This window comes from Candidatus Beckwithbacteria bacterium, from assembly GCA_026397255.1.
GTDB lineage: Bacteria > Patescibacteriota > Microgenomatia > UBA1400 > CG1-02-47-37 > JAPLVF01.
This window is the reverse complement of the sequence record JAPLVF010000005.1, coordinates 40,871-53,106: the sequence shown is the minus strand read 5'-3', so window position 1 is coordinate 53,106 and position 12,236 is coordinate 40,871. Positions and strand designations below refer to the sequence as shown.

Here is a 12,236-nt window from a genome sequence, read left to right as displayed (position 1 = left end):
AAAGCCGGTTTTATCAGAAACTTACGGCATTGCCGTTTATCAGGAACAGGCCCTGCAGATTGCCAATGTTATGGCCGGCTACTCTTTAGGTGAGGCAGACATCCTCCGCCGGGCGATTGGCAAGAAAAAGAAAAGCTTAATGTTTAAAGAAAAAATTAAATTCATTAAACAGTCCCGCGCCAAGGGCTATACCAAAGAAATTGCCGACCGGGTTTGGGGTTACATCGAAAAATTTGCTGGCTATGGATTCAACAAGGCCCACGCTACTGCTTACGCCATGATTGCCTATCAGACGGCTTACTTGAAAGTTAATTACCCGGTCGAATTCATGGCCGCTTTACTGACGGCCGAATCCAATAATAAAGATAAAATTCCCGTGGCCGTGGAAGAGGCTAAACGCCTGGGGATTAAAGTTTACCCGCCGGATATTAATCAGTCTGACGTCGGTTTTATCATTTTTAAAGATAAGGCTTCCCTGAATTCTAAGGCGATCAGGTTTGGCTTTACTGCCATTAAAAATGTCGGGGTGGCTGCTATAGAAGCTATTTTAGTAGAACGGCGCAAGCGTCAGTTTTCCTGTCTGACTGATTTTTGTGAGCGTGTCGATCAGCAAAAAGTTAACAAAAAAGTTTTAGAAAGCTTAATTCAGGTTGGAGCCTTTGACGCGTTTGCTAAAAGAAGCCAGATGTTGTTGTCCTTGGAATTACTCCGTCAGCAGGCCGCCGATTCCCAAAAAACTAAAAACAGCCCCCAGGTTTCTTTATTTAAAACCAATGAACCAAGCGGTGGGGTAGTTAAAGACAACTTGGCCGACAGTGAAGAGTTTAACAAAACCGATTTATTAAATTTCGAAAAACAACTGCTGGGATTTTATTTAACCGACCATCCCCTGGCTAAATCCATGGAGCAAATTAAAAAATTAGTTTCTCACCGGGTTGCCGACCTTGACCCGGACACTTTAATTAATCAAACTGTGACGATCGGCGGCGTTATTAAAAATTTAAAAATCATTATCACCAAAAAAGGGAATAAAGAAATGGCTTTTGCTAATTTAGATGACAACAGTGGCACCGTCGAATTGGTAATTTTCCCCAAAATTTTTGCCGCCACTAAATCAATCTGGATTAATGACCAGCCGGTTTTAGTGACCGGCAAAGTTGACTACAAAGATCGGCTCGCTGTTATCGTTGACAACGCCATTCAGCCGGCAGAAGCTGATCAGCCTGCTCCCCAAACTTCCGCTAAACCCTCAACTCACACAATTTACTTAAATCAAGATACCCCGAAAGATGTGCTGGTTTCCTTAAACCAATTATTCCAAGTTAATCCCGGCAACGACCAGATAATTATCCAATTGAAAAATGGCACTGACGTTAAGAAAATTGATTTACCATACACCATTAATTTTGCGTCAATCAAGGGCGCCATCGACGAGTTGCTAAAAAATTACCAATAAGGTATAATAGAATATGCCGCACAATACGAAATACATTTTTATTTCCGGTGGGGTATTATCCGGCTTAGGTAAAGGCACGGTCAGCGCTTCTCTTTGTTATCTATTAAAATCGCACGGATTTAAAGTCGTTCCGGTCAAATGTGAAAATTATCTTAATCTAGATGCCGGCTTAATTAATCCTATCGAGCACGGTGATCCTTTCTTGTGCGAAGACGGTGCCGAAACCGACATGGATTTGGGTACTTACGAACGGTTTTTAGATATTAACTTGTCTATGGAAAACTTTATTACCATGGGTCAGATTTACAAAACCGTGATCGACAAGGAACGCAATTTTTTCTACAAGGGAGAGGATGTCGAAGCGATTCCTCACGTGACCGATGAGATTATTCAAAGAATTAAAAAAGTGGGCGATAAAAACCACGCCGATATTGTTGTGATTGAATTAGGCGGCACCGCCGGCGAATATCAAAATGCTTTGTACTATGAGGCCTCCCGGATCATGAAGTTGAAATATGGGGACACAGTTGTTCATGTTCATGTTTCCTACTTGCCGACTCCGCCGCATTTGGGCGAACCCAAAACCAAACCCACTCAATTATCTGTTAAACTCTTAAACTCCATGGGCATTCAGCCGGATTTTATCGTTGCCCGGGCCGACCGGATGATCGACACCCGCCGGATGGACCGCTTTGCCTTATTCTGCAATGTTGTACCCGAGCACATTATTTCTTCACCCGATGTGCCCAATGTTTACGAACTGCCTTTAATTTTTAATAAGCAGCAATTCAGTGAAAAGATTCTTAAACTCCTTCACTTGCCTGCTAAAAAACTGGAACTATCAGCTTGGAAAAAATTGGTTAACCTGATCCAATCGCCCAAGAAAACCAAAGTTAATATTGCTGTTGTCGGTAAGTATTTTGCTTCAGGCGAATATCACTTAACTGATTCTTATGCTTCTTTAATTGAGGCCATTAATCATGCCGGTTGGCATAGCCAAGTGGCAGTTAAGATTAAACAGGTTAATTCCGAAAAGATTAATCCCCAAAACGTGGCTGAATCTCTTCAAGACTGCCAGGGGATTATTGTGCCGATTGGCTGGGGGCCGCGGGGTGTTGACGGCATGATCGAAGCTATTCACTACGCCCGTGTCCATAAAATTCCTTACTTAGGTCTGTGTTTTGGGATGCAGTTGGCCGTGGTCGAGTTTGCCAGAAATGTTGCCCATTTGGTTGACGCTAATACTACCGAAGTTAACCCCAAAACTAAATACCCGGTGGTTTACATTATTCCTGAACAGAAAAGAAACTTAAAACTTAGAGCCTATGGGGGAACGATGAGACTTGGTCGCTGGGAATGCCGGATTAAACCAGACACTTTGGCTTATAAAATTTATAATAATTATAATATTTATGAGCGCCACCGCCACCGTTATGAATTTAATGATGCTTATGCCTCTACTTTAACTAAAGCCGGATTAATCATTTCCGGCCTGTCAGTTAAAGAAAATTTAGTGGAAATTATCGAACTTTCTCCTCAGGACCACCCATTTTTTATGGGGACCCAAGGCCACCCGGAATACAAATCCCGCCCCTTGAACCCTCACCCGATTTTTATGGAATTTGTCAAAGCTTGCACCCAAGCGCTGCGAAGTGTAGAATCCTAACTCTATGGCCCTCACCACTAAAATCAAAGACACCCAGGTTAAAGTTGGCGATACTGTTAAAGTTAAGCACCAATTTTTCCAAGCTGATAAAGCCCAATCTCAGACTTTTCAGGGAACCGTGATCAGTATTAAAGGCCGGGGCATCGGTAAAACTTTTACTGTCCGTAAAATTGCTGTTGATGGCATCGGTGTGGAAAAAATTTGGCCGGTTGCCAGCCCCAACCTTTTAAAAATAACCGTTACTAAAACCGGTAACGTCCGCCGCGCCAAACTTTACTATCTTCGTTCCCGCGTCGGCAAAACCGCCCTCAAAGTCAAAACCTCCAAATAAGCCTACAGGTTCTCTCCTCGTAGTAGATTGATATATCAATCCGAATATTAGTGACCCTAATAATAGACCTATTTAACCTCTTCGCCCCAGACATATCTCGTCTCGGTTTACAATACTCAAGTTATGGGAATAGAACCACAAGTTTCTAACGATTCCGCTGTATTTGACAAAATGGCTTAATTAACATTACCATATGAATATGGGTTCATATAATTGCTGTAAGGTAAATAAGCCAGAGTTTAAGCAAGTTAATTCGTTATCGACTCTTCTTAATTTGGTTGCTGAAACTAATCGGTTGAAACTTCTTTGTCTTTTGCGTCAAGGTGAGCACTGTGTTTGTGATCTTATTGAACATGTAGCTTTATCCCAAAGTTTGGTGTCTCATCACCTAAAAGACCTTAAAGATGCTGGTTTAATCTCATGCGAAAAACGGGGTTTGCGTGTTTATTACTCACTCACTAAAAAAGGCAAGCATATTACCAATTTATTATTCAAAATCTAAAGGAGTTAAACCTATGAAAATTCAAGTTCTCGGGTCCGGCTGTCCCACCTGTAAAAAGCTATATGAGCTAACTCAAGAAGCGGTTAAACAACTAAACCTTAAAGAAAAAGTGGAGTATATCACTGATGTTTCCAAAATTATTGAGATGGGTGTTATGTCCAGTCCGGTGCTTACTATTGATGGTAGACCAGTCTTAGTTGGATTCTTGCCGGATATTGAGAAGATAAAGAAAGCGATTACTTCGGGAGCGGTAGCTGAATCAAAACCAAGTCAATGCAGTTGTGGAGAGAATTGTTAATTTATGGATATTTTCAGACCAATCCAATTTTTTGCCGATTTGACTACTTACCAATGGCTAAAAATTACTCCTCATTCTTATTGGGGAGATACGATTAATTTCTTTATTTATGATCTTATTAAGATCGGCCTTTTGTTAATTGTTATCAACTATATGATGGCAATTACCCGTTACTATTTTCCAATGGAGAAGGTCCGGGATATTTTAACTAAACGGCGCTGGTTCGGTTTAGATTATCTTTTAGCTGCTTTATTGGGTGTGATTACTCCGTTTTGTTCGTGTTCATCAATCCCGCTGTTTATTGGCTTTGCGGGAGCAGGAATACCGTTGGGAGTCACTTTTGCTTTTCTTATCAGTTCCCCTTTGGTTAATGAGTCATCTCTATATCTTTTCCCGGCGATGTTTGGAATGAGGGTAACAATTTTATACAACCTTATTGGAGTTACTGTTGCCATATTAGGAGGGATGTTAATTCAAAGATTGCATGTTGGCAAATACATTAAGCCGGAGCTTTTGAAATTTAAATCCCGGCAGCAGGTTGAAACAGATAACGGTGGGGCTTCATTACCATTTAAAGCCTTGATTAGGTATTTTTGGCATGACGGAATGTATATTACTAAAAAAATATTTCCCTATGTTGTTCTGGGGGTGGGTATTGGTGCTCTTATTCATGGCTTTGTTCCAACTAACCTTGTGGAAAAATATCTATCTACCAAAGCCTGGTGGACTATTCCTTTAGCCACGCTTCTGGGTGCGCCTCTTTATGCTAATTCCGTTAGCGTTATCCCGGTTATGGAAGCATTGGTCGGCAAAGGTGTCCCTCTTGGAACCGCCCTGGCTTTCATGACCTCTATTGTCACTATTTCTATACCAGAAGCCCTTATCTTGAAAAAAGTTATGCGTTGGCAACTCCTGGCAATGTTTTTCGGGATTACCATTGTTGGCATTATGATTATTGGCTATTTATTTAATGGAGGAATATGAAGAAAAAAATTCTTTTTTATTTACAAAGCTTAGTTCTGTTGGCGGGGACGATTTTTGCCTACTTTACAATCTACACTGATTTTAAGAGATATTATTCTTTGAATTGCACCACCACTAATCCAGTCTTGACGCCATGTTTTTATGGCGCTTTTGCTTTTTTAATTGGTTTTATTTGGTCAATTATTATTCTAAAAAGGAATAAGGCCGAGCAGTTAAAGCATGAGAAAAATTTGAGTTATTTACTGATTGCCGGAACAATTTTTGCCTGGGGAAATTTTGCTTATGAATTAATTAAGTTTTATTCAGTTAAAACTATTGTAAAAACTTCCTGTTCAGGTGTGCCAACGGCAAATCCCTTTACTACCGCTTGTTTTTATGGAGCAACAATTTTCCTAGCGGCTCTAATTACCTCGCTAGTAATTAGAAAGAAAAAAAAGTTGTGACCCCGACGGGAATCGAACCCGTATCCCCACCTTGAAAGGGTGGTGTCCTAACCGTTAGACTACGGGGCCACCTGTGCCTCAAATGAAGCGCTTGCACTGAGCGCAGCGAAGTGAGGTGAGCCGGCCGGGACTCGAACCCGGGACACTCTGCTTAAAAGGCAGATGCTCTGCCGACTGAGCTACCGGCCCACTTAAACTATCAGCGCATTATACATTTATTTATTGTTCTTCATCAATATCTTTAAGTGCAGCCTACAGGGATTATCCTTGAAGATCCTTGAAGATATAGAGAAAGGGACTAATGCTAAAATTATCAGATGAAACAACGGCGACATATTTATTTCGGAATGATGTTAATAATTTTTCTGGCCTCGGTTTATTTTTTTATGAAACCAAAACCTAAACAAACTTTTTTATCTCCTCTGGCTGCACAGGATTACAACTCTTCACCTTCACCTTCACCTACGCCTTCACCAATTGCTTCCCTAAAACCTAGCCTTTCTCCTCAGCCTTCTTTTGTTCCCCTGCCCTCACCAGCGGTTTCTCAGGAAATAAATGCCTTTATTGATAAATTTTCAGCCCAGTATGGTGTCAATCCGAATGTTTTAAGGCATCTTGCTATTTGCGAATCGGGATTTAATTCCCGGGCGAAGAATGGAATATATGCCGGTCTGTTCCAATTTAGCCCGGCTACGTGGAAAAATATCCGCCAAGAAATCGGCAAGGATACTAATCCGAACCTGCGTTTTTCGGCCGAAGAATCGGTCCAGACGGCGGCCTATATACTTTCCCAAGGAAAGGAAAGTATGTGGCCTAACTGTGTTACTTACTGATCTTTATCCTCGCCCCGGAGAGATTGGCTAGCTCGCTGCTGGAAGACTTTAGTTCCACCACGTAAACATTATTGCCTGGGTGCAGTTTAAAACTGGGTGAAGTTTTCCAGACCACGCTATTGCTGTTGTTATAAATTTCCGTTACCGACATAATTGCCCCGCTGGTTTTGTTTTTTAACCTGGCCCAGGCCTCACCGCTGATAATCGACAAACCGGCTTCAAAAACGGCATTAACGTCTGCCGGATAATCAATACTGTTTAATTTGACTTCAAGATTAGTTTCCGTCCACTCGGTTTTGGTTGTGTTCGCCGCACCCAGATAAATCATCTGCGGCTGGAAAGGGGTTTCCGCTGTTGTCAGTGGTTTAAAACTCGGAACTGGTGAAGATTCCATGGAAGGTGAGGCTAGGGAAGAGGGTGAAGGAATTAAAGTTGGGGAAGGTAAAACGATTTTGGGATCTGGCCGATTGCTCAACTCTCCAATTTTTTTATTCAAATTTTTTTGTCCCAGCCACAATCCCACAGTTTCTAAACTTAAAATTACCAAACTGATCGAAACTACAATTTTAAAGCGCCCCATCGTATACTAGTATACATGAACCCAATTAAATATTTTCTGATGCTTTTAACCTACCTTTGGCTGCGATTTGATCTGATCATTTTTCTCACTTTTCGTCACGATTGGACTCCCCGCTATGATTTTTTAAGCAGTTTTTTTGGCGAAGCTGATACGGACAAATTTTTAGAGCACCGGGTCAAATTGGTTAAGGCCCGGAATAAAAAACTACCGCCGGTTATTCACTCCAACCAAATTGATAAACAGGTTGAAATTTTCTTAACCTCTAATCCTGCCACTGGCTCTGGCCGCAATCAACGGTTAGCGGTAATCAATCAGTTGCTTTTTTGGGCACTTGATCCGGAAATTAACAGCTTTAATATCGATAGTTACCAGACCAGGTATGCCATTGTCCAGGCCTTAACTAATGTTTTATTTCAAAACGCCCTGATTTCCGAAGTAAATATTATTCTTGACGGTTTGAAAAAAATTGTTTTTTCCCGGGTGACCTACCTGGGAGCCAAAGGTGAACCGTCGCCGATTGTCCACGATGCCATCATCTCCGGCACTGGCCGGATTTTAATCTCTCATATTAACGAAATCGTCCGAGTAAGAGATGAAAAATTGGATAAAATGACCAAAGTTAAACTGATCAAAGAAATTCAAAAAACTAAACCCGGGACTGGATCACTGGCTTTTTCTGCCGATCTTCCTCAGGATGAAGAATACAAGAACAAATTTCCTTTGCCTAAATATCAGGCGAAACTTTTATGGAAAATTATTGATCATTACCGTTTTTCTGCCTGGCCTGATTCCCGGGAAAAAGCTCAGGGCCTGATCGATAATCTTCAGAAACAACTAGGTTTCACCCTTGACGAACTTTTTCGCCACAAGTAAAATCTCTATTAGATATATTTATTGACTATGTCACTTAATATTTCCATATCGGCAGAGCCGATTTTTAATTTCGGCAAATTTGCGTTTACCAATTCTATGCTGGTTAGTTTGCTGGTTACTTTAGGTTTGTCGGCAATTGCTTTTCGATTTTCCGCTTTGGTTAAATCAGCTAAAAAATCCGGTTTTGTCCTTTTTGTTCAAACAATTATTGAATCTTTTTATGGGTTCGTTCAATCAATCACCCCACAGCAGGCAGGGCGTTTTTTTCCGCTCGTCGCCACGATTTTCTTGTTTGTGATTCTGGCTAATTGGGCTGGTTTGCTTCCGGGAGCCGAAACCATCACCTGGCATGGTGTTTCCCTTATCCGCGGCGGCACCGCTGATTTAAACATTACTTTGGCCTTGGCAATTTTTAGTGTCGTCAGCGTCCAAATTTATGGCTATAAAACTTTAGGGTTAAAATATTTTAAAAAGTTTTTCAATTTCTCCAGTCCGATTAATTTTTTTGTCGGCATTCTGGATTTGTTAAGCGAGTTCTCCCGGGTTGTCTCTTTTGCCTTTCGGTTATTTGGTAATATTTTTGCCGGCGAAGTTTTATTAGCCGTAATTGCCTTCCTTATTCCTTTAGTCGCCCCGCTGCCGTTTTTAGGCCTGGAAATATTCATCGGCTTTATTCAGGCTTTAGTTTTTGCTACACTGACGCTGGTCTTTATCAATATTGCCACCATGACTGAACATTAGTTGTTTATTAATTATTTTTTTGAAAGGTCAAAAATATGGCTGACATCAAAACCTCAAGTGACATCATTGTCGGTGCGACAATTGCTGTCGGTGGCTTAGCCCCGGCTATCGCCATTGGTTTAATAGTTTCTAAAGCTTTGGAGGCGATCGGCCGCAATCCGGAAGCTTCCGCCAAAGTGCAGACGGTCATGATTTTAGGCGTCGCTTTCGCTGAAGCCATCGCCATTTATTCTTTGGTTATCGCTCTGATTCTTAAATTTGTTTAATTTATGGAAATACAATGGTATCAGTTGCTATTTCAGATAATTAATTTTGGCATCCTTATTTTTATTTTAAACAAATTTTTGTATAAACCGGTAATCACCATCATCAACCAGCGCAACAAAAAAATTGAGGATTCCATTAAAGCGGCGGAAAATAATTTAAAAGAGAAGTCCAAAATTGCCGAAATTAAGAAACAAGCGGTAGAAGAGTCGGAAAAAGAAGCCGTCAAAATTGTGGAAGCGGCTAAAAAAGAAGCCGCTAAAACCGGCCGGCAAATTCTTGACAATGCCCGGCAGGAGGCCGAAACCGAAGTTGATAAAAAACTGCTGTTGCTGACCCAAAAACTAGCCGATGAAGAGGCTCGGATTACCGGTCACGTTACCGATTTAGTAGTTGAAGCCGCCGCTAAAGTGCTTAAGGGTAGTTTAAATCAGCGGGAGCAGCGTGAAGTTATCGATAACGAAATCAAAAAAATTGCTAAACTGAAATGAAAGACGATAACCGGGTAACTGCCATTGTTGAAGGAATTATTGATTATTTAAAATCGATCAAGTCTCTGGATTTATTACAGCCAATCTCCCAAAGTTTACAAGAGGCGAGTTGGATTAAAACCGATCCGGACTTAGCTAAGGTATACTCACGGGTTAATTTGACAGAAACTCAGTTTAAACTGATCAAGACCTATCTATCTAATTATTTTAAACGCCCAATTCGGGTGAAAACTTATCTTGACTCCTCCATTATTGCCGGCTTCCGGATTAAAATTGCCGGCCGGATTATTGACGCAACAATCAACCGGCGTTTGGAAGAACTAAAAACTAAAGTGCTTTATGACTAACAATATTCAAAAAATAATCAGCCAGCGGATTGCCCGATTTGCCCCGGAAGTTAAGTCTAAAAGCGTCGGCCGGATTTTAAGTTTGGGTGACGGTGTCGCCACTATTAGCGGTTTGGATGAAGCCATGATGTCCGAAATTCTGGAATTTCCTCAAAAGACTTTTGGTCTGGTTTTGAATTTGGAGCGCCATTATGTCGGAGCGATTATTTTAGGTGATTACCGCCATCTTCGGGAAGGTGATGAAGTATCCACTACCGGTAAAGTTTTACAGATTCCGGTTGGAGAAGCCCTGATTGGCCGGATCGTTAATCCTCTGGGTGTGGCTATCGATGGCCAATCGGCCCCTAAAACCACTGCTTTTAACCCGCTCGAAAAAATTGCCTCCGGTGTCATCACCCGGGAAAAAGTCAATCAACCGGTCCAAACCGGCATTGCCGCCGTAGACAGCATGATTCCTATCGGCCGCGGCCAGAGAGAATTGATTATCGGCGACCGTTCCACCGGTAAATCCGCCATCGCCCTGACTACCGTAATTAACCAGAAAAATAAAAAATTAATTTGTATTTATGTCGTGATCGGCCAAAAAGCCGCTTTTACCGCCCAGTTAGTAGATACCTTGAAAAAATTCAATGCCCTTGACCATACGATTATTGTGGCCGCCACTGCCGCCGATTCCCCGGCTCTGCAATATCTTGCCCCTTATTCAGGCATGGCTGTCGCTGAATATTTCTGTCAAAAAGGTCAGGATGCGCTGGTGGTTTTTGATGATCTGTCTAAGCACGCTTGGGCTTACCGGGAGCTATCCCTGCTTTTACGCCGTCCTTCCGGCCGGGATGCCTATCCCGGCGATATTTTCTATCTTCACTCCCGGCTGCTGGAACGCTCTTTAAAGTTAAACAAAACCTATGGCGGCGGTTCGATTACCGCCCTACCCATTATTGAAACTCAGGCCGGTGATGTTTCCGGTTATATCCCTACTAATATTATTTCCATTACTGACGGTCAAATTTATTTGGAAACTGATTTATTTAATTCCGGCATCCGCCCGGCTATTAATGTTGGTTTATCTGTCTCCCGTGTCGGCGGCAACGCTCAGGTTAAAGCCATGCGTCAGGTGGCCGGGAAGTTGAGGATGGAACTGTCTCAATTCCGGGAATTAGCCGCTTTTGCTCAATTTTCCTCCGATCTTGACCCAACCACTAAAGCCCAGTTAGATCGCGGCTCGCGCATTACCGAAATCTTAAAACAGGGCTGGGATGACCCGATGTCCGTGGAAAACCAGATTATGTTGATTTGGGCCGTCACCAATGGCTTTTTAGATAAAACTCCTCTGGAAAAAGTTAAATCATGGCAGGATGAATATCTAAAATATCTGTCTTCGACTCATCCGCAAATCGGTAAAACTGTCGCTCAGGAAAAAACCCTATCTGACAAACTAATCAAAGAGTTAACCAAAATTACCGGCAGGTTTAATGCCAGTCATCAAGACTTGGTTCCCCTTGAAGAAAGCGAGTCTGATCTATGAGTTCCGCCAAAATTATTAAGCGCCGCATTCGTTCTTCTAAAAATATTGCCCAAATTACCAAGGCCATGGAAATGGTTTCTGCTTCCAAGATGCGCCGGGCCCAGGAAATGGCCCTCTCTTCCCGACCTTATGCTCAAAAAATGGTGGAAATTATTACTGCCCTGGCTGCGAAAACCAAAGACCAGATTGAGCATTTTTTATTAAAAGATCCCCGGGCTCATTGGCCTGTCGAACTCCCTTTTAATATCTTAATCGTTCTGCTTTCCACTGATAAATCCTTTTGCGGCGGCCTGAATACGAACTTATTCCGCGGTTTAGAACTCTGGCTCAAAGATTTAAAAACCCACTACCAATTACCGGTTAATCCGAAACTGACCTTTATTACTATCGGCCGGAAAGCCAAAGAACATATTTTAAAAAGTAACCGTTTATTGTTAGCCGAGTTCGGCCAATTCGGCGACCGGCCTAAATTTTCGGATATCGTACCGGTCGCTAAGATGATTATGGAGGGTTTTCGGAAAAACGAGTTTCAAATGGCTTTTGTGGTTTACATGGAATTTATTTCCACTATTTCCCAAAAAATCAAAGCCGAACAACTCTTACCTATCCGCGCTGAAGAAATTACCGGCCTGGAAAAATCGCCAACCGGCTATCTTTTTGAACCGCAACCGGCCGAGATTTTTGCGGTACTCCTCCCGCAATATATTGAATTACGGCTTTACCATACTCTGGTGGAATCCGTCGCTTCCGAACATTCCGCCCGGATGGTTGCCATGAAAAACGCTAACGAGAATGCCCTGGAGATCGTTTCCGATCTCACCCTGGAATATAATCAGGTCCGCCAAGCCAGAATTACCAATGAACTTTTGGATGTCGTTAGCGCCCGGATGGCGCTGGAGTAA

At 42.1% G+C, this 12,236-nt stretch carries 15 protein-coding genes and 2 tRNA genes; 14 read left to right on the top strand and 3 right to left on the bottom strand.

Going from position 1 to position 12,236, the window contains the following annotated elements; all coding sequences use genetic code 11:
- From NTZ93_00750 to NTZ93_00725, 6 genes are all read left to right on the top strand, one after another.
- Positions 1 to 1,456, top strand: a 1,456-nt coding sequence (locus NTZ93_00750) for an OB-fold nucleic acid binding domain-containing protein (protein MCX6816387.1), incomplete at its 5' end; no start/stop codon positions are given.
- A gap of 13 nt (positions 1,457 to 1,469) precedes the next feature.
- Positions 1,470 to 3,122, top strand: a complete 1,653-nt coding sequence (locus NTZ93_00745) for a CTP synthase (protein MCX6816386.1) — start codon at positions 1,470 to 1,472, stop codon at positions 3,120 to 3,122.
- Positions 3,123 to 3,126: 4 nt separating this feature from the next.
- Positions 3,127 to 3,453 carry a 50S ribosomal protein L19 gene (gene rplS, locus NTZ93_00740; protein ID MCX6816385.1) on the top strand — a complete coding sequence of 109 codons (327 nt, stop codon included), beginning with the start codon at positions 3,127 to 3,129 and terminating at the stop codon, positions 3,451 to 3,453.
- A 515-nt stretch (positions 3,454 to 3,968) separates the two neighbouring features.
- A complete protein-coding gene (locus NTZ93_00735) occupies positions 3,969 to 4,253 on the top strand; it encodes a thioredoxin family protein (GenBank protein MCX6816384.1) in 285 nt (94 codons plus the stop codon).
- Between the two features lie 3 nt (positions 4,254 to 4,256).
- The gene (locus tag NTZ93_00730) at positions 4,257 to 5,237 is read left to right on the top strand and encodes a permease (GenBank protein ID MCX6816383.1); all 981 of its coding nucleotides are present in this window, start codon (positions 4,257 to 4,259) and stop codon (positions 5,235 to 5,237) included.
- Positions 5,234 to 5,680, top strand: coding sequence for a hypothetical protein (locus NTZ93_00725; protein MCX6816382.1), 447 nt, complete (start codon positions 5,234 to 5,236; stop codon positions 5,678 to 5,680). Before NTZ93_00730 ends, NTZ93_00725 begins: the two co-directional genes overlap by 4 nt.
- Here NTZ93_00725 and NTZ93_00720 read toward each other — a convergent pair.
- Both NTZ93_00720 and NTZ93_00715 read right to left on the bottom strand, forming a co-directional pair.
- Positions 5,678 to 5,749, bottom strand: a tRNA-Glu gene (locus NTZ93_00720). The two genes, NTZ93_00725 and NTZ93_00720, sit on opposite strands and share 3 nt — an antisense overlap.
- A gap of 47 nt (positions 5,750 to 5,796) precedes the next feature.
- Positions 5,797 to 5,869, bottom strand: a tRNA-Lys gene (locus tag NTZ93_00715).
- Between the two features lie 128 nt (positions 5,870 to 5,997).
- On the opposite strand from NTZ93_00715, the gene NTZ93_00710 reads away from it, so the two are divergent.
- A complete protein-coding gene (locus NTZ93_00710; GenBank protein ID MCX6816381.1) occupies positions 5,998 to 6,513 on the top strand; it encodes a transglycosylase SLT domain-containing protein in 516 nt (171 codons plus the stop codon).
- Here the strand turns inward: NTZ93_00710 and NTZ93_00705 are convergent.
- A complete protein-coding gene (locus NTZ93_00705; protein ID MCX6816380.1) occupies positions 6,503 to 7,093 on the bottom strand; it encodes a hypothetical protein in 591 nt (196 codons plus the stop codon). The genes NTZ93_00710 and NTZ93_00705 overlap by 11 nt on opposite strands.
- A gap of 15 nt (positions 7,094 to 7,108) precedes the next feature.
- On the opposite strand from NTZ93_00705, the gene NTZ93_00700 reads away from it, so the two are divergent.
- Genes NTZ93_00700 through atpG form a run of 7 tightly spaced genes read left to right on the top strand, consistent with a single transcriptional unit; the run spans position 7,109 to position 12,236 of the window.
- Positions 7,109 to 7,966 (top strand): hypothetical protein, encoded by an 858-nt coding sequence (locus NTZ93_00700; GenBank protein ID MCX6816379.1) that lies wholly within the window; start codon positions 7,109 to 7,111, stop codon positions 7,964 to 7,966.
- A 27-nt stretch (positions 7,967 to 7,993) separates the two neighbouring features.
- Positions 7,994 to 8,707, top strand: coding sequence for a F0F1 ATP synthase subunit A (gene atpB / locus NTZ93_00695; protein ID MCX6816378.1), 714 nt, complete (start codon positions 7,994 to 7,996; stop codon positions 8,705 to 8,707).
- A 35-nt stretch (positions 8,708 to 8,742) separates the two neighbouring features.
- On the top strand, positions 8,743 to 8,973 hold the full coding sequence (gene atpE / locus NTZ93_00690; protein MCX6816377.1) for an ATP synthase F0 subunit C: 231 nt from the start codon (positions 8,743 to 8,745) through the stop codon (positions 8,971 to 8,973).
- A 3-nt stretch (positions 8,974 to 8,976) separates the two neighbouring features.
- Positions 8,977 to 9,462, top strand: coding sequence for a F0F1 ATP synthase subunit B (atpF, locus tag NTZ93_00685; GenBank protein ID MCX6816376.1), 486 nt, complete (start codon positions 8,977 to 8,979; stop codon positions 9,460 to 9,462).
- Complete coding sequence (locus NTZ93_00680; protein MCX6816375.1) at positions 9,459 to 9,809, top strand: F0F1 ATP synthase subunit delta; 351 nt, start codon at positions 9,459 to 9,461, stop codon at positions 9,807 to 9,809. Before atpF ends, NTZ93_00680 begins: the two co-directional genes overlap by 4 nt.
- Complete coding sequence (atpA, locus tag NTZ93_00675) at positions 9,802 to 11,334, top strand: F0F1 ATP synthase subunit alpha (protein ID MCX6816374.1); 1,533 nt, start codon at positions 9,802 to 9,804, stop codon at positions 11,332 to 11,334. Before NTZ93_00680 ends, atpA begins: the two co-directional genes overlap by 8 nt.
- The gene (gene atpG / locus NTZ93_00670; protein ID MCX6816373.1) at positions 11,331 to 12,236 is read left to right on the top strand and encodes an ATP synthase F1 subunit gamma; all 906 of its coding nucleotides are present in this window, start codon (positions 11,331 to 11,333) and stop codon (positions 12,234 to 12,236) included. The genes atpA and atpG overlap by 4 nt, the downstream gene beginning before the upstream one ends.